This window comes from Deinococcus aquiradiocola (genome assembly GCF_014646915.1).
In the GTDB taxonomy this organism is placed as follows: Bacteria; Deinococcota; Deinococci; order Deinococcales; family Deinococcaceae; genus Deinococcus; species Deinococcus aquiradiocola.
Window position 1 is genome coordinate 173,589 of sequence record NZ_BMOE01000001.1, and the last position, 25,116, is coordinate 198,704.

General features: G+C 72.3%; 22 protein-coding genes. 13 read left to right on the forward strand and 9 right to left on the reverse strand.

Annotated features, from left to right (window positions below; translation table 11 throughout):
- Window positions 1-53: 53 nt before the first annotated feature.
- On the reverse strand, window positions 54-3,344 hold the full coding sequence (locus IEY33_RS00845; RefSeq protein WP_188960341.1) for an FtsK/SpoIIIE family DNA translocase: 3,291 nt from the start codon (window positions 3,342-3,344) through the stop codon (window positions 54-56).
- Between the two features lie 95 nt (window positions 3,345-3,439).
- On the opposite strand from IEY33_RS00845, the gene IEY33_RS00850 reads away from it, so the two are divergent.
- Window positions 3,440-4,204, forward strand: coding sequence for an SDR family NAD(P)-dependent oxidoreductase (locus IEY33_RS00850; RefSeq protein WP_188960342.1), 765 nt, complete (start codon window positions 3,440-3,442; stop codon window positions 4,202-4,204).
- A 36-nt stretch (window positions 4,205-4,240) separates the two neighbouring features.
- Here IEY33_RS00850 and IEY33_RS00855 read toward each other — a convergent pair whose 3' ends face one another.
- The gene (locus tag IEY33_RS00855; protein WP_188960343.1) at window positions 4,241-5,023 is read right to left on the reverse strand and encodes a hypothetical protein; all 783 of its coding nucleotides are present in this window, start codon (window positions 5,021-5,023) and stop codon (window positions 4,241-4,243) included.
- A 91-nt stretch (window positions 5,024-5,114) separates the two neighbouring features.
- Window positions 5,115-6,971: an excinuclease ABC subunit UvrC gene (gene uvrC, locus IEY33_RS00860; RefSeq protein WP_188960344.1), complete on the reverse strand. Its 1,857-nt coding sequence runs from the start codon at window positions 6,969-6,971 to the stop codon at window positions 5,115-5,117.
- A gap of 126 nt (window positions 6,972-7,097) precedes the next feature.
- Here uvrC and IEY33_RS00865 point away from each other — a divergent pair, with 126 nt between their 5' ends.
- The 4 genes from IEY33_RS00865 to IEY33_RS00880 all read left to right on the forward strand — a co-directional run bounded on the left by IEY33_RS00865 (window position 7,098) and on the right by IEY33_RS00880 (window position 10,187).
- Window positions 7,098-7,511, forward strand: coding sequence for an Rrf2 family transcriptional regulator (locus tag IEY33_RS00865; RefSeq protein ID WP_188960345.1), 414 nt, complete (start codon window positions 7,098-7,100; stop codon window positions 7,509-7,511).
- A gap of 92 nt (window positions 7,512-7,603) precedes the next feature.
- Complete coding sequence (locus IEY33_RS00870) at window positions 7,604-8,488, forward strand: SDR family oxidoreductase (protein ID WP_188960346.1); 885 nt, start codon at window positions 7,604-7,606, stop codon at window positions 8,486-8,488.
- Between the two features lie 170 nt (window positions 8,489-8,658).
- Entirely contained in the window at window positions 8,659-9,492 is an 834-nt protein-coding gene (locus IEY33_RS00875) for a formate/nitrite transporter family protein (protein WP_188960347.1), read from the forward strand.
- A gap of 56 nt (window positions 9,493-9,548) precedes the next feature.
- Window positions 9,549-10,187, forward strand: coding sequence for a histidine phosphatase family protein (locus tag IEY33_RS00880; RefSeq protein WP_188960348.1), 639 nt, complete (start codon window positions 9,549-9,551; stop codon window positions 10,185-10,187).
- An 82-nt stretch (window positions 10,188-10,269) separates the two neighbouring features.
- Here the strand turns inward: IEY33_RS00880 and IEY33_RS00885 are convergent, their stop codons facing one another.
- Both IEY33_RS00885 and IEY33_RS00890 read right to left on the reverse strand, forming a co-directional pair.
- Window positions 10,270-11,001: an MBL fold metallo-hydrolase gene (locus IEY33_RS00885; protein WP_229670653.1), complete on the reverse strand. Its 732-nt coding sequence runs from the start codon at window positions 10,999-11,001 to the stop codon at window positions 10,270-10,272.
- Complete coding sequence (locus IEY33_RS00890; RefSeq protein WP_188960349.1) at window positions 10,998-11,381, reverse strand: DoxX family membrane protein; 384 nt, start codon at window positions 11,379-11,381, stop codon at window positions 10,998-11,000. Before IEY33_RS00890 ends, IEY33_RS00885 begins: the two co-directional genes overlap by 4 nt.
- 113 nt (window positions 11,382-11,494) lie before the next feature.
- On the opposite strand from IEY33_RS00890, the gene IEY33_RS00895 reads away from it, so the two are divergent.
- Window positions 11,495-12,880: a DUF4127 family protein gene (locus tag IEY33_RS00895; RefSeq protein ID WP_188960350.1), complete on the forward strand. Its 1,386-nt coding sequence runs from the start codon at window positions 11,495-11,497 to the stop codon at window positions 12,878-12,880.
- 43 nt (window positions 12,881-12,923) lie between these two features.
- On the opposite strand, the gene IEY33_RS00900 is transcribed toward IEY33_RS00895, so the two are convergent.
- The 4 genes from IEY33_RS00900 to rapZ all read right to left on the reverse strand — a co-directional run bounded on the left by IEY33_RS00900 (window position 12,924) and on the right by rapZ (window position 16,904).
- A complete protein-coding gene (locus tag IEY33_RS00900; RefSeq protein ID WP_229670654.1) occupies window positions 12,924-13,826 on the reverse strand; it encodes a DMT family transporter in 903 nt (300 codons plus the stop codon).
- Window positions 13,827-13,830: 4 nt separating this feature from the next.
- Window positions 13,831-14,577 (reverse strand): glucodextranase DOMON-like domain-containing protein, encoded by a 747-nt coding sequence (locus IEY33_RS00905; RefSeq protein ID WP_229670655.1) that lies wholly within the window; start codon window positions 14,575-14,577, stop codon window positions 13,831-13,833.
- Window positions 14,578-14,595: 18 nt separating this feature from the next.
- Window positions 14,596-15,864, reverse strand: a complete 1,269-nt coding sequence (locus IEY33_RS00910) for a gluconeogenesis factor YvcK family protein (RefSeq protein ID WP_188960914.1) — start codon at window positions 15,862-15,864, stop codon at window positions 14,596-14,598.
- A 197-nt stretch (window positions 15,865-16,061) separates the two neighbouring features.
- Window positions 16,062-16,904, reverse strand: coding sequence for an RNase adapter RapZ (gene rapZ, locus IEY33_RS00915; protein ID WP_188960351.1), 843 nt, complete (start codon window positions 16,902-16,904; stop codon window positions 16,062-16,064).
- Between the two features lie 102 nt (window positions 16,905-17,006).
- Between rapZ and recF the strand changes: the two genes are divergently transcribed.
- The 7 genes from recF (at window position 17,007) to IEY33_RS19145 (ending at window position 25,108) form a co-directional block, all read left to right on the forward strand.
- Window positions 17,007-18,089, forward strand: a complete 1,083-nt coding sequence (gene recF / locus IEY33_RS00920) for a DNA replication/repair protein RecF (RefSeq protein WP_188960352.1) — start codon at window positions 17,007-17,009, stop codon at window positions 18,087-18,089.
- Window positions 18,086-18,946, forward strand: a complete 861-nt coding sequence (locus IEY33_RS00925; protein ID WP_229670656.1) for a DciA family protein — start codon at window positions 18,086-18,088, stop codon at window positions 18,944-18,946. Before recF ends, IEY33_RS00925 begins: the two co-directional genes overlap by 4 nt.
- A gap of 238 nt (window positions 18,947-19,184) precedes the next feature.
- Window positions 19,185-19,790: a MogA/MoaB family molybdenum cofactor biosynthesis protein gene (locus IEY33_RS00930; protein ID WP_188960353.1), complete on the forward strand. Its 606-nt coding sequence runs from the start codon at window positions 19,185-19,187 to the stop codon at window positions 19,788-19,790.
- Between the two features lie 23 nt (window positions 19,791-19,813).
- Window positions 19,814-20,020: a hypothetical protein gene (locus tag IEY33_RS00935; protein ID WP_188960354.1), complete on the forward strand. Its 207-nt coding sequence runs from the start codon at window positions 19,814-19,816 to the stop codon at window positions 20,018-20,020.
- Between the two features lie 141 nt (window positions 20,021-20,161).
- The gene (locus IEY33_RS00940) at window positions 20,162-22,474 is read left to right on the forward strand and encodes an endonuclease MutS2 (RefSeq protein ID WP_188960355.1); all 2,313 of its coding nucleotides are present in this window, start codon (window positions 20,162-20,164) and stop codon (window positions 22,472-22,474) included.
- An 82-nt stretch (window positions 22,475-22,556) separates the two neighbouring features.
- Entirely contained in the window at window positions 22,557-23,777 is a 1,221-nt protein-coding gene (locus tag IEY33_RS19140) for a hypothetical protein (protein WP_229670657.1), read from the forward strand.
- Window positions 23,778-23,791: 14 nt separating this feature from the next.
- Window positions 23,792-25,108 carry an HD domain-containing protein gene (locus IEY33_RS19145; RefSeq protein ID WP_229670658.1) on the forward strand — a complete coding sequence of 439 codons (1,317 nt, stop codon included), beginning with the start codon at window positions 23,792-23,794 and terminating at the stop codon, window positions 25,106-25,108.
- The last annotated feature ends 8 nt before the right edge of the window (window positions 25,109-25,116 follow it).

Sequence of the window (25,116 nt, forward strand, 5' to 3'; positions counted from 1 at the left end):
GCCCGTCCGGTCGTCGTTTCTCAGGTTGCTCGCCCTGCCTCACTCGCCTGACATCACTTCCCGAAGTACTCCGGCAGGTCCGCCTCGCTGATCAGCACGTCGCGCGGCTTGCTGCCCTGGTGCTTGCTCACGATGCCCATCGCCTCCAGCATGTCCATCAGCTTCCCGGCGCGCGCGTGCCCCACCGACAGGCGACGCTGCAGGCGCGACACGCTCCCCTGACCCTCCTCGATGCAGATCAACGCCGCCTGACGCAGGTGCGGGTCCGAGAAATCCATGTTGCTGCGGTCCGACACGCTCCCGCCGCCCGCCTCGATCGCCCCGTCGAAGTCCGTGCCGTACGCCTCCACGAACGCGTCCTCGAACACCTGACGCCGCAGGTAATCCGAGATGCGCACCGACTCCGCCTCCGAAATGTACGGCCCCTGCAGACGCAGCGGTTTCGGCAGGCCCGGCTGGTAGAACAGCATGTCGCCCATGCCGGTCAGGCGCTCGGCGCCCATGCTGTCCAGAATGGTGCGCGAGTCGTGACTGCTGCTCACCGCGAACGCGATGCGCGCCGGGACGTTCACCTTGATGAGGCTCGTCAGGATGTCCACGCTGGGCCGCTGCGTCGCCAGCACGAGGTGCATGCCGGTCGCGCGCGCCATCTGCGCGAGCCGCATGATGGCCGACTCGACCTCCTTCGGGCTGGTGATCATCAGGTCCGCGAGCTCGTCGATGATGATGACGAGGTGCGGCAGTTCCGGCTCGCCCGTCACGCGCATCTTGGCGTTGAACTGCTCGAGGTTCTTCGCGCCGATCTGACTCATCATCTTGTAGCGCCGCTCCATGTGCGCCACCGCGCCCAGCAGCACGCCCGCCGCGTCCACGGGGTTCGTGACGACGCCGCGCACGAGGTGCGGGATGCCGTCGTACGGGGTGAGCTCCACCATCTTCGGGTCGATCATCAGGAAGCGCAGCTCGGTCGGCAGGTAGCGGTACAGCAGGCTCGTGATGAGGGTGTTCACGCACACGGACTTGCCGGACCCGGTGCTGCCCGCCACCAGCAGGTGCGGCATCTTGGCGAGGTCGCCGACCATCAGGTCCCCGTCGATGCTCTTGCCGAGAATGATCGGCAGTTTCGCGCGCGTCTGCTGGAAGCTCGGCGCGGCGGCCGCCGTGTGGAACGTGACCGGTTCGCGTTCTGCGTTCGGGACTTCCAGGCCGATCACGCTCTTGCCTGGCACCGGCGCCTCGACGCGTACGCCGCCCACCGCGAGCGCGCGGGCGAGGTCGTTGCTGAGGCCCGCGATGCGGCTGATCTTCTCGCCGGGCGCCGGTTCGATCTCGTAGCGGGTGACGGTCGGTCCGCGCGCGAAGTCCACCACGCGCGCCTGCAGACCGAACTGCGCGAGCGTCTGGTTGATGAGTTCGGCCCGCAGTCTCGCCTGATGGTCGAGCTGCGCCGTGCCGACCGGCAGGTCCGGGATCGGGTCGAGGAGGTCCATGCCGGGAATGGCGATGTCGATGGCGCCCAGGCGCGGCGGGGCGGGCTCCAGATGCCCGCGTTCCGGCGCGGCCGACTCCCACGGCGGGGTCGCCTTCGCTGCCGTGGGCGGGGTGGCCGCCGGGGCAGGGGAGGGGGCCGGAATGGGAGAGGGAGCGGGAGTAGGGACAGGGGAAGGCGCGGGAAGCGGCGTGACCGGGGTCACGACGGGCGCGGCCAGGAAGGCGTCCACCCCGTCGTCCTCTTCGTCCTCGCCCAGCAGGTCCAGCACCGTCGGCCCGACCGGCACCGCGCGGGAAGGCAGCAGCGGCGCGGGCGCAGGCGTCACGTCCGGCAGCATGGGCACGGGCGCAGCGGCAGGGGCCGTCACGGGCGCCTCCACCGGCACATCCACCAGCAGCGACGGCCCCGGGTCCACCAGCGAGGCCGCCGCCAGCTTCCCGCGCGCCTGCGGGCCGCTCCGGGCGGGCGGCGCGGCCTTCGTGACGGCGGGGATGGGCGGCGTCACGTCCCCGAAACTGAAGTCCATCGCGAGCAGATCCGGGTCCGGCGCCGACTGGACGGGCGCGGCCGGGACGGCCTGCAGGCGCGCCTCCCACACGGCGTGCTCCCGCAACGTCCCGTAAGGATCGTTGCCGAGCGCCGCCGCGAGTTCCGCCGCGAGTTCCGTCGGCGCGCGGTCGTACGCCAGCGTGAGCGCGGGCCACAGCGGGTACGGTTCCGCCCGCGACACCCACTCGGCCAGCCCCGCCTCCAGCGTCGCCCAGTCCCGCGCCCGCTCGTCCGCGGCGGGCTGCTCGCGCAGCAGGACCGCCGCGTCCCCCTTCACGAGCCGCGCCTCGGCCCGCGACCGCCCCTGCTCCAGCACCCCCGAACGCGCCGACAGCCGCTGCAGGTCCATGCTCAGCGCCCGCCGGATGCCTTCCAGCGCGCCGCTCGCCATGGTGGACGGCAGTTCCGTCGCCAGCGGGTGACGCCCCGCCTTCACGTCCGCCGCGAGCGCCGCCACCTGCTGCGCGGCCGCCGGAGCCTCACGCTGCACGCTGCCGTGCAGTTTCTGCACGGCGCTCCGCACGAACCCGCCGCTCACGTCCCGCCACTGCTCCAGCTGCTTCTCGCTCGCCGCGAGGGCCGCCTCGTCCTGCCCGCCCAGCGTGCGCGCCGCCTCGCGCGCCTCCTGCTGCCAGCCGCTCAACTCCATCGCCTGCGGGTACAGGCGTTTCAGGGTCTCCAGGTCACGGATGTGCGCGGACAGCCCGCCCCGCAGCCGCGCGCGGGCCTGCGCCGCCGTCTGCCCCTCCTTGCGCGCCTCGACGCGCGCCTGCACCACGCCCGCCCCGCCGACCAGCAGCAGGCTCACGCCCATGAAGAACCGCCGCAGCAGCGCCGTCGGCGCGAGACGCAGCATGACCTCCACGCCCAGCGTCAGCGTCACGATCGGCAGCAGCGCCGCCGCGTACGACACCGCCCCGAACGGGGGCCGCATCAGCGTCGCCGCCAGTCGCCCCGCCTCGCCCGGGTACAGCGCGTCCGGGTGCACCAGCTGCCACAGGGCCAGCAGCGACACGCCCACCAGTGTCCCGCCCAGCACGCGCCGGGTCAGGTTCCGCAGGTCGCGGTTCAGGAACACCAGCACCCCGTACGCTGCCGGGACGAGCGGCAGCGCGTACGCGCCCCAGCCGAGCCAGCCGGTCAGCGCGTCGTGCGCGGTCGCCATGAACCCGCTCCCCGCCGACGGGAGCGCCACCGTGATCCCCAGGAAGATGCCCAGGGCGAACAGCACCAGTCCCAGCACCTCACCGTCGAAGCGGTTACTGATGGCTGGAGCAGGTTTCTTGGCACGCCGGGTCGTCATGAACCACAGTTTAAGGTGCCTGGGACGAATAAGAAAGCGGAAACCACGTCCCGCACACCGCCCAGCGGGGGGGGAAGGCCCGTATGCTGGGAGGCATGAGCACCCCACGACGCGTCACCGTCATCACCGGCACCGCCCAGGGCATCGGGCGGCGCACCGCCGAACTCTGCGCCGAACGCGGCGACGCCCTCGCCCTGCTCGACCTGCAGGACTCGCCCGTCCCGCACGGTGCGGACGCCCTCGTGCTGCGCGGCGACCTGAGCGACGAGGCCGTCGTCACGGCGCACGCGCAGGCCATCCTGGAACGCTTCGGGCACGTGGACGCCCTCGTCAACAACGCCGGGATCAGCTTCATCACGCCCGCCGAGGACACCACCGCTGCCGGATTCCGGCGCGTGCTGGACGTGAACCTCACCGCGCCCTTCCTGCTCAGCCGCGAACTGGGGCGCGCCATGCTCGCGCGCGGCCAGGGCAGCGTCGTGAACGTCGCGAGCGTCGCGGGCCTGCTCGGCATCGCGGACCGCGCCGCGTACAACGCCAGCAAGCACGGCCTGATCGGCCTGACGCGCACGCTGGCCGCCGAGTGGGGCGGGCGCGGCGTGCGCGTGAACGCCGTGTGCCCCGGCTGGGTCAAGACCGAGATGGACGAGGCGGACATGGGTAGCGGCGCGTACAGCGACGCCGACATCCAGGGCCGCGTCCCGATGGGCCGTTTCGCCAGTCCCGACGACATCGCGCGCGCCATCCTGTACCTCAGTGACGGCGCCGCCAGCCCTTTCGTGAACGGCATTACGCTCAGCGTGGACGGCGGCTGGGCGTCCGACGGCAGCTGGGACACCCTGCGCGCCCGCAAACGCTGACCACCCCCGCCTGGATGTCCGGCCCGCAGGCCAGCCTCACCCGTCGCCCGTCGTTCCGGCCAGTGCCAGCGCGAACCCCGCCAGCGGACTCAGGCCGAGCGGCGGGAAGCCCACCTCGCGCGCGGGTCCGTCGCCGTACAGCGCGGCGAAGACGGTGGGCCAGTGCCGCGTGCCGAGCAGCGGTTCCAGCACCTGCCGGGTGTAGGTTTGTTCCTCCGGGTCCAGCGTCAGTGGAGCAGCGGCGAACAGGCCGTCACCGGCACGCAGGGCCGCGCCCTCCTGCCGCAGGTGACCCGCCAGCGTGACGGGCGCCCCGTGACGCCCGCGCCATACGGCCCGCGTCACGGCCGCGCGCAGCTGCGAACGCAGGTATCCGGGTGTGGGCGGCACGTGCGTCCAGAGCTGCACCGTGACCCACCCCGCTGCAGTCGCCGGGCCTTGCGGGGGCGCGCCGTGCGGGCCGAACCTCCAGGCGGCGTCGGTCAGCCAGCGCTGCGTCCAGCCGTTTCCCGGCTGATCCGTCACCACCAGCACGAGGCGCAGGTCGGCCGGAACGCCGCCCTGTTCAGTCTCGATCTCCCGGCCAGTCTCGATCTCGCGGGCGGCCTCGGCGGCCACGCGTTCGGCGTCCATCTGCAGCAGCGCGTCCAGGTACGCCGGTTGCCGCTCGCCCATCGGGGAGAAGTCCCCCAGCGGCAGGCGTTCCGGGCCGTCCAGCATCAGGCGCAGGTACGCTCCGAAGCGTTCCCGCGAGTGCCGCCCGCCCACGTCGTATACGGCGCGCAGTTCCTTCAGGACCGGGTGGACGGTGAGACGCATGCCGTCATGATGCGCTTCGTCCCGTCGGGCCGCATCCGTCCGGTAGGGACAGACGTGCCCGCCCCTGCCGGAGCATCGCCATGCGGGCGGTTCAGGCGTCCAGCGGGGCTTCGTTGGCGGCACGCGTCGCCAGGAAGTCCTTGACGGCCCGGGCGGCGCTGAGGTTCATGCCGGGCACCTGCGCGATCTGCTCGATGCTGGCCGCGCCGAGTTCCTCCAGGCTGGTGAAACTCTCCAGCAGCGCGTCCTGCCGTTTGGGGCCGATGCCCGGCAGGCCGTCGAAGACCGATTTGAACATGGCCTCGCCGCGCAGTTTGCGGTGGTACGTGATGGCGTAGTTGTGCACCTCGTCGCGCACGCCGATCAGGACGCGCAGGGCCGGGTGCGCGTGCGGGAGCAGCAGTTCGCGGTTCACGCCGACCTCGGTGCCGTCTTCCAGCCACCACTGCGCGCCGTACCGGCCGGGCAGGATGATGCGTTCCTCGCGCTTGGCGAGGCCCACCAGCGGGACGTGCAGGTCCAGGGCCTTCAGGGCGTCCAGGGCGGCGTTCACCTGCCCGCGCCCGCCGTCGATGAGCAGCAGGTCCGGCAGGGGGAGCTTGTCGGCGAGGCTGCCGGAGAAGCGGCGGCTGACGGTCTGGTTCATGGCGGTGTAGTCGTCGGGGTGGTCGAGGCCCTTGACCTTGAATCGGCGGTGCTCGCCGCGCCGCGCGCGTCCACCTTCGAAGACGACCATGCCGGACACGATGTTCGTGCCGAACAGGTTGGAGTTGTCGTACCCCTCGATGCGCCACGGGCGTTCCGGCAGGGCGAGCATCTCGCGCAGGGCGTCCAGGCCGGGGTGGTCGCCGCGCTTCTCGAGGAGGCTCAGTTCGCTTTCCAGGCCGGTGACGGCGTTGCGCTGTGCCATCTCGATCAGTTCGAGCTTGTCGCCGCGTTTGGGGGTGCGCATCTCGACGCGCTTCCCGGCGCGTTCGGACAGCACTTCGGTCCAGAGGGGCGCGTCCTCGTACTCGGTGGGCAGCAGGATGAGTGGCGGCACGTGCGTGGCCTGCGCGTAGTAGTCCTGCACGAACGCGCCGATCACTTCGCCGCCTGCCGCGTCGCCCGCGCCGGTCAGGAAGCGTTTGTCGCGGCCCAGGACGCGCCCGCCGCGCATGCGGAACAGCTGCACCATGGCGTACTCGCCCGCCTGCGAGAAGCCGAGGAAGTCGAGGTCGGTCTCGTCCGAGACGTAGGCGCTCTGCTCGGTCCCGAAGAGTTTCTCGGTGGCCTGCAGGCGGTCGCGCAGGCGCATGGCCTGCTCGAAGTCCTGTTTCTGCGCGGCTTCCTTCATGCTGTCTCGCAGTCCGGCGATGACGGTCCCGGCGCGGCCTTCGAGGAGGGCGCGGACGTCGTTCACGGCGGCGGCGTACTCGGCGGGGTCGGCGCGGTCCACGCAGGGGCCGAGGCAGCGGCCCAGGTGGAAGTTCAGGCAGGGGCGCGGTTTGTGCTGCATGGGCAGGCCGGAGTTCTTGCGCAGCGGGTACATGGTGTCCACGAGGTTCTTGACGCGCCGCACGGCGCCCGCGTCGGGGTACGGGCCGTAGTAGCTGGCGCCGTCCTTGAGGACGCGGCGCGTGATGACGAGCATCGGGAAGGCCTCGTTCGTGAGTTTCAGGAAGGGGTAGTGCTTGTCGTCCTTGAGGAGGACGTTGTAGTGCGGGCGGTGCTGTTTGATGAGGTTCGCTTCGAGCACCAGCGCTTCGACTTCGTTGCGGGCGCTGATGAATTCGAGGCTGGTGGCTTCGGCCGTGAATCTCCCGCTCTTGCCGCCTGCCTTGAAGTGCTGGTTGACGCGGGAGCGGAGGTTGTTGGCCTTGCCGATGTAGATGGGCACGTCCGTCTTGCCCCGGAAGATGTACACGCCGGGGGTGGTGGGGAGGACGGGCAGGTCGTCTGGGAGCACGCTTCAGGATAGTGGAGTGGGGGGGCGGGGACCGTGACCTGAGGTGAAGGGAGTGTTGAGGTGCGGACTTGACGCGGCGCAGGGATGTAAATATTCTGATGACATGTTGAGCGGGAGGAACCGGGAGTGAACAGCCAGTACGCCGTGGCCGTCCACGTCCTGTCCCTGATCAACACGTTCCCGGACCACATGAGTTCGGCGGACATCGCGGGCAGCGTCGGCACCAACCCCGTCGTGATCCGCAACGTGACGGGCCAGCTGCGCCGCGCCGGGCTGCTGCAGACCCGGCAGGGCGTGACCGGCGCGCGCCTCACCCGCGAGGCGTCCCGCATCACGCTGCTGGACGTGTACCGCGCCGTGAACGGCGACGGCAGCGTTTTCCGGCTGCACGAGCACCCGCACCCGTCCTGCCCGGTCGGGGCGAACATCCAGGCGACGCTGGAGGTCCGCTTCGCGCGCGCCCAGGCCGCCATGGAAGCGGAACTCGCGCGGACCACGCTGGCGGACGTGACGGCCGACCTGCTCCAACGCATCGGCTGACTGTCAGCACAAAAATTTTTACCGTGCATGTAAGTGCCGCGCTTACATGAAAGCCTCTCGCGTGTCCAGCACGCCGCCCCACAGGAGCCACCATGACCCAGTCCACCAGCACCACCCCCACCATCGGCGTCACCGCCGCCACCGGCCAGCTCGGCCAGCTCGTCGTCGCGGCCCTCCTGCGGCGCGGCGTGCCCGCCGACCACATCGTCGCCATCGTCCGCACCCCCTCCAAGGCCGCCGACCTCGCCGCGCAGGGCGTCACCGTCCGCCAGGCCGACTACCACCAGCCCCAGTCCCTCCAGACCGCGCTGCAGGGCGTGCAGAACCTCCTGCTCATCAGCAGCAACGACTTCCAGGACCGCCCCGGCCAGCACCGCAACGTCATCGAGGCGGCCCGCGAGGCAGGCGTGCAGCGCGTCGCGTACACCAGCATCCTGAACGCCGACACCAGCACCATGCTCCTCGCCGCCGACCACCAGGCCACCGAACAGGCCCTCAGGGCCTCCGGCGTCACGTACACCCTGCTCCGCAACGGCTGGTACAGCGAGAACTACACCGGCAGCGCCGCCCAGACCGTCCAGAACGGCGTCCTGCTCGGCAGCGCGGGCGAAGGTGCCCTCAACCCCGCCGCCCGCGAGGACTACGCCGACGCGGCCGCCGTCGTCCTCTCCGCCCCCGGGCACGACAACGCCACCTACGAACTCGCCGGGGACACCGCCCTCACCCTCCCGCAGATCGCCGCCGAGTACGCCGCCCGGAGCGGCAGAAGCGTCGAGTACCGCGACCTTCCCGAACAGGCGTACGCCGACACCCTCAAGAGCTACGGCCTGCCCGAGGCGCTCGCCGCGGTCTTCGCGAACTCCGACAGCGGCATCGCGCGCGGCGAGCTCGGCACCGACCGCCGCGACCTCAGCACCCTGATCGGCCGCCCCACCACGCCTTTCGGCGACACCGCCGCCACTGCCCTGCAGGGCTGACCCCTCCCGCCACCCCACCCAGGGCCGGACGCCGCACCACGGGCGTCCGGCCCTCCGCCATGCCGGGACCCTGCCCTAAAGAATCCTTCAGCGAGCCCTAAAGGCTGCTGCAAGGGAACGGCACGGGCCGCTATACGCCAGCGGCATACCCTGACCGGCAGAGGTGCACCATGGCAGACACAGCAGCAGCGAACACCGTCGCCCTCCGAGCCGCCGCCGAACTCGCCGAGTACGTCGAGACGGTCGGCGTGAACAAGGCCAGCCTTCCCGCCCGCAGCGCCGTGGTGCTCGGCGTGCTGGCCGGGATCTTCATCGGGCTGGGCAGCATGGTGTACACCATGGTCACGTCCGACCCCACCCTCGGCTTTGCGGCGCGGCAGCTGCTCGGCGGCCTGAGCTTCTGCGTGGGCCTGGTGCTGGTCGTCGTGGCGGGCGCCGAACTCCTGACCGGCAACATCCTCATGACGCTCGCCTGGGCCAGCGGCAAACTCCGCTTCTCCGATCTCGCGCGCGACTGGAGCCGCGTCGCGCTCGCGAACCTCGTGGGTGCCGTCCTGCTGGCCGTGATCGTGCTGTACTCCGGCACGCTCGGCCTCAACAGGGGCCTCGTCGCCACGCACGCCCTGGAGATCGCCGCCAAGAAGGACAGCCTGCCGTACCTCACGGCGTTCTTCAGTGCCGTGCTGTGCAACCTGCTCGTGTGCCTCGCCGTGTGGCTCGCGTACGCCGGGCGGACCGTGACCGACAAGATCCTCGCCGTCCTCTTCCCGATCACGGTGTTCGTCGCCTGCGGCTTCGAGCACTGCGTGGCCGACATGTACTTCCTGCCGCTCGGCCTGATGCTCAAGGCGTCCGGCGTGACGGGTGCTGGCATGGCCGCCGTCACGCCCGGCGCGAGCCTCCTGCACCTGCTCGTCGTGATCGCCGGGAACATCGTGGGCGGCGGCCTGCTCGTCGGCCTGATGTACCACTGGGCGTACCGCGCCAGGCCCGCCACCGCCTGAACGGCCATCAGCGCGACCCCGCCCACCTGCGGCACGGGCGCGGGTAGCATGAGCCCATGAGCCGCCTCATCCTCGTGCGCCACGGGCAGACGCCCGCCAACGCTGCCCGCGCCTTCCGTGGCCCGAACGGCGACACCGAACCCCTCGACGAACGCGGCCACGCGCAGGCGCAGGCCCTCGCACGCCATCTCGGGCCGCACCTCGCGCCGCTCGCCGCGCAGGGCCGCGTGCGCGTGTACGCCAGTCCCTTCACGCGCGCCCAGCAGACCGCAGGCCCGCTCGCCAGTGCGATCGGCCAGCCGCTCGGGACGCTGCCAGGCGTGCACGAGGTCCACACCGGGCACTGGCAGGGCCAGCCGTACAGCCGCATGGACACGCACGCGCACGAACTCGTGGCCGGGGACGGGCACTTCGGCTTTCCCGGCGGCGAGAGCCTGCACGCCGTCGCACAGCGCATGACGGCCGCCCTGGACGGCGTGCGGCCACGGGCGGGGGAGACGCTGGTCGTCGTGTCGCACGGCGCGGCCATCACCGCGTACCTCGCCGCGCTGCACGGCACGGACCCCGGCACCGCCTGGCGGCGCGACACGTACCGGCACCTGAACACCGCGTACAGCGAACTCGACTGGCCGCAGGACGGCCCCGCCACCCTCGCGCGCCTCGCGGTGCTCGATCACCTCGGCGCGCCCGCCTGACCCGCACCGTCAGGGCGGCGGGGGCACGAGGAGGAATGCGCCCGTGCCCCCGCCGCGTGCCGGGAAGAGTCGTGTCCTCCGGTCAGGCGGGCGTGTCGGCCACGCGCCGCAGCTGCGCGGGCGCGTCCTCGCTCACCACGCCGCCGTGGTACGTCAGGATCGTCCGGGCAGGCAGCTGCGCGAGCTTCTGCACGCTCCGCGTCGCCTCCGGCATGTCCGGCGTGACGCGCGCGACCGGGCCGTTCAGCTGGCCGCCCGCGCTCGTCAGGGCGTCGCCCGTGATCAGGACGCCGTCCTGCACCACCAGCAGACTCAGGTGACCCAGCGTGTGCCCCGGCGTGAGCACCACGCGCACGCCGCCCGCCACGTCCAGCACCTCGCCGTCCTGCAGGACGCGGTCCACCTGCGCCCTGGGCGGGTTCGCGAACCGGGCCCGCATCTCGGGCGGCATCTTCGCGATCACCTCCGGTCCCGGCGATTTCTGCCCGGGGCGTTCACCCTGCACGAACGGCACCTCGCCCGCACTCGTGAGAACCTGCGCGCCGCTCGCCGCGACCACGCCCGGCAGCGACCCGATGTGGTCGAGGTCGTGATGCGTCACGATCACGCGCCGCACGTCCGTCCACGACAGACCCAGTTCCGCCAGGGAGCGCGCGATGTCGTCCTCCATGCCGGGAATGCCGGTGTCCACGAGCGTCGCCCCGTGCGTGTCGTCGAGGATCACGGCCGGGTAGATGACGGTCGGGCCGCCCATCAGGGTCGTCTCGATGGGCAGCGCGTACACGTGCTCGCCCAGCCGGACGGGCGCCGTCACCGTTCCCCGGCCACGTACAGCACCGCGCCGAACAGCGCCACGTTCTTCAGCACCTGAATGAGTTCCGTGCGCTTCTCCTGCCCTTCCTTCTCCCAGAAGCGGTGCCCGAGCAGCGTGACCGGCACGAGCGTCGCAGCGAGCGCGTACGCGGGCCACTTCCCGAACGCGCCCGCCGCGAACAGGGCGCCCGCGCCGACCATCACGGCACCGTTCGCGCGTGCGCCCTGCGTGGCGAGCCCTTCGGGCAGCACACCTTTCGCGGCCTGCGCGTGCGCTTCCGGCGCCATCAAGGCCCCCACGCCGCCCATCATGAAGATGCCGGATACGAGGCCACGGCTGAGCGCCTTCTGGGCGCGCGGTTCAGTTCGTCCAAACGTCATGCCCGATGGTATGGCCCAGCACGCCACCGCACCTGAGAACAGCCTCAAGGTTCCACCAGAGACGCCCCGGCCCGCCCGGCCCCGGCCCTCATGCACGCCCGCTAGCGTGAGGCATGCGTTTCCGTCTGCCCGCCCTGCTGCTCACGTCCCTGCTGGCGACCGCGTCCCTCGCGTCCGCCCAGAGCGCTGCGCCCACCACGCCCGCCGGTCAGGCCACCGTGGGCGGTGAGACCCTCATCCCGCTCGACTCGCGCCCCGCCACCAGCACCCTCCCCGCGCAGATGGCGGGCCTGCTCGGCGGGACGGTCCACGTCGTCCCCGCCGCGCTCCTCGGGAACGCCACGCGCGGCGCGGACCCCGCCGCCCTCACCGCGTGGCTCGCCGCGCAACCCAAGGACGGTCCGCTCATCGTGTCGCTCGACGCGCTCGCGTACGGCGGCCTCGTGCAGTCCCGCAGCAGCCGCGACACCGTGGACACCGTCATGGCACGCCTGCAGGCCGTCCGCGACTGGCAGCGCGCCAGCGGGCAGCCCGTGTACGCCTTCATCGTCCTGCCGCGCGAACCGGACGCCGTGGACCGCGCCCGCAACCTCGAAGTGGCGCGCCGCATGATCGCCTGGGCGGGCGAAGGCGTGTTCCGCGAACTGCACGTCACCTGGGACGACGCGCTGCCCGGCAGCCCCTCGCCCGCCGAAGGTGCCGAACTCGCCCGGACCGCGCCCGCCAACGTCAGCGTGTACCCCGGCGCGGACGAGGTGCTCGGCACGCTCGTCGCCCGCGCCCTCGCGCCCAGGCCCGCCACGCTCGCCGTGGAGTACTCCGACCCCGCCAGGGCCGACACCGTCATCCGCTACGAGGGCATCGCCCTCTCCCGCAGCGTCACCCTGCACGCCGCCGCCGCCGGATGGCAGGCCGTGACCACCACCCCGGAAGCGATCCGGACGCCGTTCGGCGGGCAGGGCACGCGCCCCGCCACGCCCGGCGACCTGACCCTGTACGTCTTCAACGGCGGGAACGCCCGCGCGGCCGCGCTACGCGTCTCGCAGCTGCTGCGGGAGCGCGGCGCGGTCGCCGTCGCGGACGTCGAGCAGGTCAACTCCGGCAACGTGCGCGCCTGGGCGGACCTGTACACCCTGCGCCGCCCGCAGGACCTCGCGTCGCTGGCCGCGTGGGGCACGCCCGGCAACAACCTCGGCACGGTCCTCGCGCACGCCAAGCTCGCGCTCGCGGGCGCCCCGGCAGACGCGCAGGACGCGCTGCTCGCCCGCGAGTACGCGAACGACATCGTGTACGGCTCGCACCTCCGCGCCCAGCTGCGCGCCCTGATTCCCGACGCCAGACTGCCCGGCAGCGACGCCAGCACCGTCCTGAACACCCTGGCCCGCCCGTACTTCCCGCTGCAGTTCCGCGCCCGCTACGACCTGCAGGACGTGACGCTCCCCTGGAACCGCAGCTTCGAGGCGGACCTCAAGGTGACCCCGGCGCCGCCCGCCCCCTGAACCGGCACCGCATTCCCCATTGGAGGGCAGGCAGGGGAGACGTCTACACCGTGCCCGCGTTCTCGCGGCGGGCGGGCAGGCTGAGCAGCAGGGCCGCGCCCAGCACCAGCACCGCGCCCCCCACCGCCAGCAGCGACAGCCGCTCCGAGAACACCAGGGCCGCCAGCAGGGCCGCCACCACCGGCTCCACGCTCGCGAGCACACTGGCGCGCGTGGCGGGCAGGCCGCGCAATCCCAGGCCGTACGCCATGTACGCCAGGTACGTGCTGAGCACCGCGATGCCCGCCAGCAGCAGCCAGCTGCCCGCGTCCTTGTGCACGAACGACGTGACGGGCAGCAGGCCCAGCGCGCCCACCGGGAGCGCCACGGCGTACAGCGCGACCGGCTCGAACCGCTGGAAGTACAGCTTCCCGAACAGGTAGTACAGGCTGTACGTGAAGCCCGCCAGCAGGCCCCAGCCGAGCGCGGCGGGCGTCGCGTGCACGCCCTGACCGCCGCCCAGCGAGATGAGCGCCACGCCGCCCAGCGTGCCCAGCACCGCCACCGCCTCGCGCACGCCCAGCCGCTCGCGCAGGAACGCGCCGCCCATCACGGCCACGAAGGCGGGCGCCGTGTACAGCAGCACCGACGCCAGACTCGCCCCGCCGCTCCGCACGGCCAGCTGGTACGACGCGTAGAACACGCTCACGCCCGTCACGCCGAACAGGGCCGTCACCAGCAGGTCGCGCCCGCGCGGCCAGCGCATCCCCGCAGCGCGGGCGTGCGCGACGTACAGCCCGCCCCCGAGCGCCGCGCGCCAGAACGCGACCTCCAGCGGCGACAGCCCGCGCGCCTGCGCCAGCTTCCCGAAGATACCGAGCAGGCCCCACAGCACGGCCGCCGTCAGCACGAGCAGCGTGGAGCGCAGCACCACCTGCCGCGCCTGCCCTTCCGTGCCGGTCGTCACCCGGTCAGACCCGGCTCTTGCGCCACACGCGCACCGTCGCGATCACGCACACCAGCAGGCCCGCCGCCGCCAGCCCCAGCAGCAGCAGCGCCCGCCGGTCCCGCGTGCGGCCCACCGGCTGCAGCACGCCCTGCGCGTACGCGCGCGCCTGATCCCCACCCGACAGCACGTCCACCGGCACGGGCGCGTTCGGGCGCGTGCTGGACACGCTCGCACTGCCGCCGCCCACCGAGGGCCGCAGCAGGCCGTCCGTCGTGAACGGCGAGTACACGCTGGACGTCACCCAGTACCCGTACTGCCCGGCCGGGATGGGCGTGTCCACCTGCACGGCACTGCCGGAGAGCCGCACCGTGAGCGGCGTGTCCTTGCGGACGGGCGTCGCCTTGCCGTCCGGCACGAACTCCAGGCTGCTCCCGAACCCGTCCACGCGGATGTGGTACTGCCAGCCCTGCTGCGCGGGCGTCACGAACCCCAGCGAATCCAGGGTGGACGCGCCGCCCAGGCGGCTCTTCACGAAGATGTCGATCACGCCCGCCGAGTACCCGAGCGGCGCGTTCCAGAGGTTCTGCACCGACCCGAGCGCCACCGTGAGGCGCAGCTTCCCGTTCACGGTCTCGACGCGCAGTTCCCGCAGGTCCAGCGCGCTCGCGGCGAGCGGCGGCCGGGACGGCAGGGTGTACGAGCCGTCGCCGCGCGTGTCTCCGGCAGCGTCGGGAATGGTCAGGAGGGCCGCAGCCAGGAGCGAAAGCACGGCTGGGAGTATAGCCCGTCAGCGGCGGTGCCTGAGGGCCAGCAGCGCCCGCGCCAGCGCGGCCGGATCGTGGTGCGCCACGTCGCCCGCCTCCAGCAGCGGCGCGTAACTCACTCGGCGGCGCACGCCGGGCGTCATGCCGAGACTGCTGAGCAGTTCCGCACCCTCGGCCGCGTAGCGGTCCACCACGCGCAGCGGCACCGGCTGGCTGTTCACGAGCAGCAGGTCCGGCCGCCGCCCCAGGTGATGCAGGATCGCCGCGTCGAGCGCCGCGAGGCCCATCCCGTCCGTCTCGCCCGGCTCGGTCATGATGGGCGCCACGTACACCAGCGGCGCGGGCGAACGCCGGATCGTCTCCGCGACCTCCGGCACCAGCAGCGCCGGAAGGATCGACGTGTACAGGCTGCCGGGCCCCAGCACGATCAGGTCCGCCTGCCGGACGGCGGCCGTCACGGCGGGCAGCGCGGGCAGGTCCGGCGGGTCGAGCCGCACCCGCAGGATGCGCGCGTCCCCCTTCGACTGCGCGAGCTGACTCTCGCCCACCACGGTCCGCCCGTCCGACAGTTCCGCCACGAGCCGCGTGGGGGAGGTCGTGGCGGGGAACACCTCGCCGCGCACCTTCAGGATCTCGTGCACGTCCTGCATCGCGCCCTGCAGGCCGCCCTGCTCTTCGGACAGCGTGGCGAGCAGCAGGTTCCCGAAGGTGTGCCCCTCCAGGCCCTCGCCGCGCTCGAAGCGGTGCAGCAGCAGCCGCGCCAGCACCGGGCTGTCCGACAGGGCCGCGTAGCAGTCCGTCAGGTCGCCCGGCGCGATCATGTCGAGCGACGCGCGCAGCCGCCCCGAAGAGCCGCCGTCGTCGGCGACCGTCACGATTCCTGTCAGGTTCCCGGTGTGGGACTTCATGCCGCCCAGCAGTTTCGACAGGCCCGTCCCGCCGCCCACCGCGACCACGCGCGGCCCGCGCGCCAGGGTCCGCACCGAGTGGATGGTGTCGAGCGTCGCGGCAGGATCGCTGCCCATGGCGCGCAGGATGCTGCGGTTGAACATCACCATGCTCGTCACGGCGCCCGCGAGCGAGAGCAGCATCACCGCGCCGCCCAGCATCCACACCTGCAGGAAGCCCGTGCCGAGCGCGGCGTTGAGGTTCAGGATCCAGCGGGTCGCGACCGCGTGCAGCGGCCCCGTCCACGTCAGGTACAGGAACGCGAAGGCGCCCACCAGCGAGCACGCGATGAACAGCGTGAACCAGCGTTTGACGCCCAGGCCCGCCGGGAGCCAGCGCGACATGTTCCGCGCCCACGCCTGACCGCGCTGCCCGGCCGACCCGCGCTCACCCGCGTCCGCCGTGGGACCGGGCCGCGCGTCCCGGCTCAGCCCCGGGGCTTCGTCCTCCCGGGTGGGGGCGGGTGTCAGGGTCAGGGGAGCTTGCTCCGGCTCGCCTGCCTCCGGCGCGGCCGTCTGGGGTCCGGGCACGCGTTCGGGCGTCACGGGGTGGTCTGCGGGATGTCCCGGTGGTCGATCACGCGGGCCCCCAGATCGTCGAGGTCGTGCTTGAGGCGTTCGGCCACCGCCACGCTGCGGTGCTGCCCGCCCGTGCAGCCCACCGCGACGCTGTAACTCAGCCGGCCGTTCGCGCGGGCCCGCTCGGCACTCTCGCGCACGTAGTCGCGCAGGCGCGCGTAGAAGTCCAGGCTCGCCTGATCCTGGAACACGTACCCGGCCACGTCCTCGTCCAGGCCCGTCCGGGCGCGCAGCTGGGGATCGTAGTACGGGTTGGGGAGGGTGCGCACGTCCACCATCAGGTCCACGTCGCGCGGCGGCGCGTGCTTGAACCCGAACGTCGTGAGGCGCAGGTCGAAGCCCTGCGACAGCCCGAACAGGCCCAGCACCCGCTCGCTCAGCTGCGCGTTGCTGAGCGTGGTCGTGTCGATCACGGTGTCCGCGATGGCCCGCAGGGGCGCGAGCAGGTCCGCCTCGCGCTTGAAGTCCAGCAGCAGGCTCGGGTCGCCCAGCGGGTGGATGCGGCGGCTGAGGTTGTACCGGCGCAGCAGCACCTCGTCCGTCGCCTCCAGGAACACGACGCGCACCCCGTCCTGACGTTTCGTGAGGCGGTCGTAACTGGAGTCGAGGGCGGCCAGGAAGTCGCGCGTGCGGGCGTCCGTGCTGACGACCACCCGTTCGATGCCGCGCGCCTGCGCGAGGTCACTCATGGCGCCCCACAGTTCGGGCGGGAGGTTGTCGGTCGCGAAGTAACCGGCGTCCTCCAGCGCCCGCAGCGCGGTGCTCTTGCCGCTGCCGGAGAGGCCGGAGACGATGATGAAGGGCATGCCGGAAGTGTACCCCGCCCCGGCCCGGACGGTGACGGCCCCGCGCCCGGCAGGGGAGAGGCCCGGCGCGGCTCACCGTGCGGCCCGGACGCGGGAGGTACAATGGCGGGTGTGCTGCTGACCGCCCTCACGACCCTGAACTACCGCAATCTGGAGGCGGCCACCCTGAACTTCCCGGCGGGCGTGACGGGCATCTGGGGCCAGAACGGCGCCGGAAAGACGAACCTGCTCGAAGCGGCGTACCTCGCCCTGACGGGCCTGACGGACGCGCCGCGCCTCGAGGTGCTCGTGCGCGCCGGGGAGCGCGAAGGGTACGTCCGCGCGGACCTGTACCAGGGCGGCAGCCTCAGCGTGCTGGAGACGGGCGTCGGCCGGGGGCGGCGTACCACCCGTGTGGACGGCGTGCGCGTGCGCGGTCAGGAACTCCCGCGCGGCAGCGCCGTCTGGATCCGCCCGGAGGACAGCGAACTCGTGTACGGCGGTCCCGCCCTGCGCCGCGCGTTCCTTGACGCGCTCCTGTCGCGCCTCAGCCCCCGGCACGCCCAGGTGCTCGCCCGCTACGAGCGCAGCGTCGCGCAGCGCAACGCGGGCCTCAAGGCCGGTGAGGACTGGGCGATGGGCGTCTGGGACGAGAGCCTCGTCACGCTCGGCACCGAGATCATGCTGCTGCGCCGCCGCGCCGTGTCGCGCCTCGCGGAACTCGCCGCCGAGAACCACGCCGCGCTCGGCAGCGGCAAACCCCTGCGCCTCGAACTGCTCGAAACGACCACTCCCGACACCTTCCGCGCCGACCTCGGCCGCCGCCGCCCCGAGGAACTCCGCCGGGGCGCCACCGTGCTCGGCCCGCACCGCGACGACCTGCGCCTGCACCTCGGGGACTTCCCGGCCAGCGACTACGCCAGCCGCGGCGAGGCGCGCACCATCGCCCTCGCGCTGCGCAAGGCGGAACTCGACCTGCTGCAGGAACGTTACGCGGAACCGCCCATCCTGCTCATCGACGACTTCTCCGCCGAACTCGACCCGCAGCGCCGCCAGTTCCTGCTGGACCTCGCCGCGTCCGTCCCGCAGGCCATCGTGACCGGCACCGAGGCCTTCCCCGGCGCGGTCCTCGAACTGCGCGCGCACGGCGGCACCTTCCGGCCCGCCCGTCACCCCGAACCGCAACCCACGCAGGTGCACGCGTGAGCCGCCGCACCGGCACCACGCACAGCATGCGCGGCCTGCTCGGCGAGACGCTCGCCCGGCGCGGCCTGAAGGTCGGCGTGAACCGCGCCCGCAGCGTCCTGCTGTGGCCGCAGGTGGTCGGCCCGGAACTCGCGCGCCTCACCCGCGCCCGCAACCAGCACGGCACCACCCTGTTCGTCGAGGCGCGCGACAGCGCCCAGGCGCACCACCTCAGCATGCAGCGCCACCACGTCCTCGCGCGGCTGCAGCAGGCGCTCGGTGACGAGAGCGTCACCGAACTGCGCTTCGTGGTCGGCACGCCCAGGCCCGAGGAGACGGTCGTCGTGCAGGACGTCCTCCCGCCCCCCGACCGGGAACGCGCGCAGCAGCTCGTGCAGGACGTGCCTGACACCCTGCGGGACGCCGCCACCCGCGCCGCCGAGGCCATCACCCGCGCCCGCCGGTGGCGCGAACAGCAGGGCTACAGCCCCTGCCCCGTCTGCGGCGAAGCCACCGCCGAGCAGCCCTGCCGCGCCTGCAGCCTCACCCTGAAGGACCCCGCCGTGCGCCGCGCCGCCCCGCAACTCGCGCGCGACCCGCGCCTGCTGGACACCCTCCCCGTCCTGCTCGGCGAGAGCGGCACGCAGGCCGCCCGGCACCTCGCGCTCGAAGTGCTGAGCGAACAGATGGACCTGCTCGCCCTGGAGTGCGTCCGGTCCGGCGGCGAGGTGTACTACCGCGAGTACCTCGGCGAGCAGGCGCGCCTGTACGTGTCGCTCACGCTGCGCCGCACGAACGCGCCCCTCACGCGCGCCCACCTGCGCCTCCTGCCCGAACGCGTCCAGACGGTCCTCGCGGGCAGCGTCGAACAGGACTGATCCCACGCCCGGCTGAACTCCTGGCGTTCAGCCGAGCGAAGAGGGCACCAACAAGTACGGTTCCCAGGAGATGATTTGGATGCCGGCGTCGTTCCCGGCGTCCCTGGAATCGGATCAACACCGTATGAAGCGCGGGAACCTGCCAGGCGACCGGGCAAGATGTGAGCCGCCCTGAGCGGACCTTCATGCAAGCCGCCAGTCAGAGTCGTCCTCACGCTCAGCCCTTACAGTGGCAGCCATGAGCCGCGAAGACCACATCCAGGCCGCCCCCGACCGCGTTCAGGTGGGCGTCCTTACCATCTCCGACACCCGGACCGAGGAGACCGACACGAGCGGCCAGTACCTGCTCGCGGAACTCCGCAGCGGCGGGCACGACGTCGTGGATTACCGCATCGTCCGCGACGACGCCCTCGAAATTCGCGGCGCGCTCAACGCCCTGATGCGGCAGGCGCAGGTCGTCATCACGAGCGGCGGGACCGGCATCACGGGCCGTGACGTCACCATTCCCGTCGTCGAGAGCCTCATCACCAAACCCATGCCGGGCTTCGGAGAACTGTTCCGGATGCTCAGCTTTCAGCAGGTGAAGGGCGCCGCGATGCTGTCCCGCGCCGTCGGCGGGCTTGCCAGCCAGACGCTGCTGTTCGCGCTGCCCGGCAGCCGGAACGCCGTGCAGACCGCCTGGGAGGGCCTGCTGCGCGACGAACTCACGCACCTCGTGTTCGAACTGACGCGCCACGTCCAGCCGACCACCCTGCCCAGCGCGCCCGCCGCCGTGCAGGACGCCGTCAGGGACGGCCCGGACGGTCCGGAAGGCGACCTGCAGGTCACCCCGCCCCGCCTCTGACCCGCGCCCTCCCAGGAGACCCCGTGACCGGACCGGACCACCCCGCCGAACGGGACGAGACCCAGCCCGCACTGGACGTGACCACCCGGGCACGTCTCCGGGCGGAGGAGACCGAACGGCTCCGCCTCCGCACGGAACTGGAGGACGAACGCCGCCGCAAGCAGATCAGCCGCGAGAACCGGGGCTGCCTCGGGGCGATCAACCTGGTGCTGAAGATCCTCGGCTGGTGAACCGCACCCCGCCCCTGCCCGCGAACCCCCGTCACGCGAACCGCTCCCGTGCCCGCAGGACGGGGCGGGCCGTGCACGTGAAGGACACGTAAGCCATTTCGCCCACGATCCCTGTGGGTCCCCCTTCCTATACTGTTGGGCGTGCCGTTCGAAGAAGCCGCCCTCGCCACCCTCGATTTCCCCCGCATCCGGGCTGCCCTCGCCACGCGCGCCGCGACCGGCATGGGCGTGGAGCGCGCCCAGGGCCTGTGTCCCAGTGACAGCCCCGCGCAGATCGCCCGGGAACTCGACGAACTCGAGGACGCGCTGTTCGGCGTGTCCCTGTCGCTCGGCGGCGTGCAGGACGTCCGGCCGCTCGTGGAGCGCGCCCGTGACGGCCGCGTCCTGACCGGCCAGGAACTGCTGGAGGTCGGGTACACCCTCGACGCGGCCATGACGGTGCGCCGATCCGTCGCCACCAACTCGCGCGGCCCGCTGCTGGACGTCGTCACGCACCACGCCGGGACGGGCCTGTCGGACCACACGCTCGTCGTGCGGCGCGTGCTGGAGAGCATCGACCGTGGCGGCGAGGTCCGCGACGACGCCACGCCCAAACTCCGCGAACTGCGCCGCCGTCTCGCGCCGCTGCGCGACCGCATCCGCGAACGCCTCACCAACACCCTCGAACAGTGGGCGGACGTGCTGCAGGAGAACATCGTCACGCTGCGCCGCGACCGCTACGTGCTGCCCGTCCAGGCGAGCCGCGTCTCGCAGGTGCAGGGCATCATCGTGGACTCCAGCGCTTCGGGGCAGACGTACTTCGTGGAGCCCGCCTCCATCACGCCCCTCAACAACGAACTCGCGCGCCTCCTGCTCGACGAGGAGGCCGAGGTGCGCCGCATCCTCACCGAACTGTCCGGCCTGATCGCCGGGGACGCCGGGATCGACGCGACCATCCTCACGCTCGCCGAACTCGACCTGATCGCCGCGAAAGCCAGACTCGCCCGCGACTGGCGCCTGAACCGCCCGCAGACCGGACCGGACGGCGAGTACCGCCTGCACGAAGCCCGCCACCCGCTCATCGACAACGCCGTCGCGAACGACCTGACGCTCGGCGACACGCGCCTGCTGCTCATCACCGGCCCGAACATGGGCGGCAAGACCGCCACCCTCAAGACCCTCGGTCTCGCCGTCCTGATGCACCAGTGCGGCCTGTACGTCGCCGCGGCGAGCGCCGTGCTGCCCGTCGTGGAAGACGTCCTCGTGGACATCGGGGACGAGCAGAGCATCGAGGCGAGCCTGTCCACCTTCGCGTCGCACCTCAAGCATCAGCGCGAGGTGCTCGACATGGCGGGCCGCCGCACCCTGGTCCTCATCGACGAGCTCGGCAGCGGCACCGACCCGCAGGAAGGCGCCGCGCTCAGTCAGGCGATCATCGAACGCCTCCTGGGTCAGGACGCGCGCGGCGTGATCACGTCGCACCTCGCGCCGCTCAAGCTGTTCGCGCTGGAAACGCCGGGCCTGAAGAACGCCAGCATGGGCTTCGACCTCGCGCAGCTCGCGCCCACCTACCGCCTGCAGGTCGGCCAGCCGGGCCGCAGCTACGCGCTCGCCATCGCGCGCCGCATGGGCCTCCCCGAAAGCGTCATGACGCGCGCCGAAACCATCCTCGGACCGGAAGGCGGACTGCTCGAAGCGCTGCTCGAGAACCTCGAACAGGAGCGCGAGACGCTCCGCGCCGACCTGGACCGCGCCGCCGCCGCGCGCCGCACCGCCGAGGCCGAACTGGGCCGCGTGCAGCAGGAACGCGCCACCATCCAGGAACGCCGCGACGAACTCATCGCGGAGGCCGCGCAGAAGGCCGAGGCGCTCTACACCAACGCCGTCGAACAGGTCCGCAGCCTCCGCTCCCGCGCCCGCGAGGACACCGCCCGCCCCCGCGTCCTCGAGGAACTGCGCCAGCTGCGCCGCACCGCGCAGGCCGAACGACCGCAGACGCAGCCGGAAACGCCGCGCGGCGACCCCCTGCGCGCGGGCAGCACCGTCGACGTGCCCGCCTACGGCGCGAGCGGCCAGGTGCTCGACGTGCGCGGCGACGAACTCGTCGTGCAGCTCGGCGTCATGAAGGTCAACGTGCGCCGCCGCGACGTGCGCCTGCGCGCCGAGGAACCCCCGAAGGTCCAGGCGAAGAAACGCGCCGCGTTCGTCGGCACGACCGCCACCACCTTCCAGAACGAACTGCAGCTGCGCGGCCACCACGTCGAGGAGGCCGTCGAGGAACTCCGGCAGGCGGTCGGTGAGGCGCACGCCCTCAAGGAATCCCCGCTGCGCGTCGTGCACGGCAAGGGGCAGGGCGTTCTGCGCCGCCTGCTGCGCGACTACCTCAAGACCGACAAGCGCGTCGAGAGCTTCAGCGACGCCGAACCGAACCAGGGCGGGCACGGCGTCACCGTCGTCCACATCCGCCGCTCCTGACGCGCCCCGGCCGGGCAGGCTCATGAGACGTCTGTCCCTCCCCCTCACCCCCGGTCCGTTCCTTCTGGCATAGTGGGGCGACATGGTGACGAGACTCCGTATCCTTTCCGCCGCACTGAGCCTGGTCCTGGGAACCGCCGGAGGGCTCGCCTCCGCGCAGACGCAGCCTCCCCAGCCGCCACCCTCGACCAGCCCCAACGACCCCAACGTCAGCTTCACGGCCCAGCTGCTGAACCTGTTCAGCGCCGAGTACCTCGGCCGCTTCGGTGGTGTGGAGGGCTTCGCGGACTCCTCCAACGGGTACGGCGTGCGGTACTTCCCGCTGCCTTTCAAGGCCGACACGCGCCTCACGTACGTCAGCCACCCCAAGTATCAGGAGTACGCGCTCAGCGTGCGCTACGACGACACCACCTTCGCCGCAGGCCGGTACTACAACGACACGGCGGGCGCCACGGAAGGCGTCGGCCACCTCGAGATCAACCACAACCCCTACACGGGCCTGCAGTACCAGGCGCTGCTGCAGGACCATAACCGAGTCAGCCAGCTGTCTGCCGGATGGGCCGCCGCGCAGGGTCCCTTCCGGGTCTACGCCGAGGCGGGCTACGCCTGGCAGGGCACCGGGAACTACGACAACGTCAAGGGTCCGGACGGGTATCAGGAGTCGCCGTTCGTCCACACCGAAGTGAGCGGCGGAAAGAGCGTCACGGACGGCCCCGCCACGTACGGCGTGTACGGCACGGCGCGCGGGTACTTCTTCCCGAAGTCGGTGCAGCTCAGCACGGACCTGAGTGCCAGCGTCACCGTGCGCCCCACCGACTACAGCAGCGTGACGGTCAGCGAGTTCGAACGCTTCGCGGTCGGGGACAGCCAGATCGGGGCGTACAACTTCGGCCGCTACAGCCGCAGCAACGTGGACGTGGTCGCCACGCCCAGACTCAATGCCGGGGCGCTGTCGCTTCGCTCGGCGGAGTACCACTTCCGGTACTCGTTCCTGGGCAGCGAGACGACGCTCAACAACGTGGCGTTCACGGCCCGCGCGGATGTCGCGCCCGCGTTCGTGCTGGACCTGACGCCGCACTACGACAACGAGCGCAGCGTGAACGGCCTGACCGTGACGAGCGAGGGTGGCGTGCGCGCCGACCTGTTCTACCGCAACGACGCGCTGCCGGTCCTGATCGGGCCGCGCATCGACTACGTTTTCGGCAACACCACCACCGCTTCCACAGCGGCCGATGGCACCACCGCGTACACGGTGACGCCCACCAACCGCTGGATCATCAGCGTCAAGATCGGCGCGAAGTAAGCTTCGGCCCTGGCGTGTTCCGTCGTTCGCCCGTCCCGCCCCGTCTGCGCCCCCTCGTCCTGAACGGGCGGTGGCCGGACGGGGCGGTGCTCGTGGGCGGCGCGGTGCGCGACGTGCTGCGCGGCGTGACGCCGAAAGACTGGGACTGGGCGGCCCCCGACCCGCACGCGGCGGCGGAACGGCTGGCTGGCCTGCTCGGCGGGGCAGTGTTCGCGCTCGATCCCGTGCGCGGGTACTACCGCGTGGTGGCGGGCGCACAGCAGCATGACGTCGTGCCGCGCCCCGACCTGCTGGAGGACGACCTGTGGCGGCGGGACTTCACGGTGAACGCGCTGGCCCTGCACGCGGACGGGCGCGTGACGGACCCCACCGGCGGTCGGCGCGACCTGCGTGCAGGGCGCCTGCGGATGGTGCGGGAAGAGAACCTGCGCGGCGATCCGCTCAGGCTCCTGCGGGCCGCGCGGCTGAGCGTCACGCTGGGCTTCTCGCTGGAACCCGCCACGCGGGCCGCCGTGCAGCGGCTGGCGGGGGAGGGGCTGCCACTGCCCGCCCCGGAACGCGCGCGTGACGAACTGAACGCCCTGCTGCGGCACGAGGACGCCGCGCGCGGTGTGCTGCTGCTCAGGGACCTCGGGCTGCTGCGCGTGTACCTGCCGGAACTGCTGGAGGGGGAAGGCATGCGGCACGGGGACTTCCATCACCTGGACGTGCTGGGGCACGCGGCCGAGGCCCTGCACCAGCTGCTGGGCCGCTTCCCGGACGCGCCGCTCACGCTGCGCTGGGCGGCCCTGCTGCACGACGTGGGAAAGCCGCGCACGCGGGGCGTGGACGGGGACGCGCTGCACTTTCACGGGCACGAGCGGGTCGGGGCGGACCTCGCGCGCGAGATGCTGACGCGCCTGCGCTTCCCGGCGGGCGAGGTGGAGCGCGTGACGGCGCTCGTGGCGGCGCACATGCTGCCGCTCCCGCAGTCGGAACGGGAGGCGCGGCGCTTCGTGCACCGCCGCCGGGACCTGCTGCCGGACCTGCTCGCCCTGATGCTGGCGGACCGCGAGGCGGCACGCGGGCCGCGCAGCAGCGAGCACTCGCGTTTCTCGTACCGGCAGGGCATGGACCGCGTCCTGGCGGCCCTGGAGGACCAGCCCGGCGTGCCCGCCCCGCTGCTGGACGGGCGGCAGGTGATGGCCCTGCTGGACCTCCCGCCCGGCCCGCAGCTCGGGGAGGCGCTGCGCGCCCTCGCCGAAGCGCGCGCACTGGGCGACGTGACGGACGAGGCCGGGGCGCGCACGTGGCTGCTCGCCTGGGCGAACGGGAAGGTCCAGGCGACCTGAATTCCCCG

What these genes read in the sequence shown, in the direction of transcription:
- IEY33_RS00845 (WP_188960341.1), bottom strand. Translation starts at nt 3,344, where the DNA reads ATGACGACCCGGCGTGCCAAGAAACCTGCTCCAGCCATCAGTAACCGC.
- IEY33_RS00850 (WP_188960342.1), top strand. Translation starts at nt 3,440, where the DNA reads ATGAGCACCCCACGACGCGTCACCGTCATCACCGGCACCGCCCAGGGC.
- IEY33_RS00855 (WP_188960343.1), bottom strand. Translation starts at nt 5,023, where the DNA reads ATGCGTCTCACCGTCCACCCGGTCCTGAAGGAACTGCGCGCCGTATAC.
- IEY33_RS00870 (WP_188960346.1), top strand. Translation starts at nt 7,604, where the DNA reads ATGACCCAGTCCACCAGCACCACCCCCACCATCGGCGTCACCGCCGCC.
- IEY33_RS00875 (WP_188960347.1), top strand. Translation starts at nt 8,659, where the DNA reads ATGGCAGACACAGCAGCAGCGAACACCGTCGCCCTCCGAGCCGCCGCC.
- IEY33_RS00880 (WP_188960348.1), top strand. Translation starts at nt 9,549, where the DNA reads ATGAGCCGCCTCATCCTCGTGCGCCACGGGCAGACGCCCGCCAACGCT.
- IEY33_RS00890 (WP_188960349.1), bottom strand. Translation starts at nt 11,381, where the DNA reads ATGACGTTTGGACGAACTGAACCGCGCGCCCAGAAGGCGCTCAGCCGT.
- IEY33_RS00895 (WP_188960350.1), top strand. Translation starts at nt 11,495, where the DNA reads ATGCGTTTCCGTCTGCCCGCCCTGCTGCTCACGTCCCTGCTGGCGACC.
- IEY33_RS00910 (WP_188960914.1), bottom strand. Translation starts at nt 15,864, where the DNA reads ATGTCGCGCTGGCTCCCGGCGGGCCTGGGCGTCAAACGCTGGTTCACG.
- rapZ (WP_188960351.1), bottom strand. Translation starts at nt 16,904, where the DNA reads ATGCCCTTCATCATCGTCTCCGGCCTCTCCGGCAGCGGCAAGAGCACC.
- recF (WP_188960352.1), top strand. Translation starts at nt 17,007, where the DNA reads ATGGCGGGTGTGCTGCTGACCGCCCTCACGACCCTGAACTACCGCAAT.
- IEY33_RS00930 (WP_188960353.1), top strand. Translation starts at nt 19,185, where the DNA reads ATGAGCCGCGAAGACCACATCCAGGCCGCCCCCGACCGCGTTCAGGTG.
- IEY33_RS19140 (WP_229670657.1), top strand. Translation starts at nt 22,557, where the DNA reads ATGGTGACGAGACTCCGTATCCTTTCCGCCGCACTGAGCCTGGTCCTG.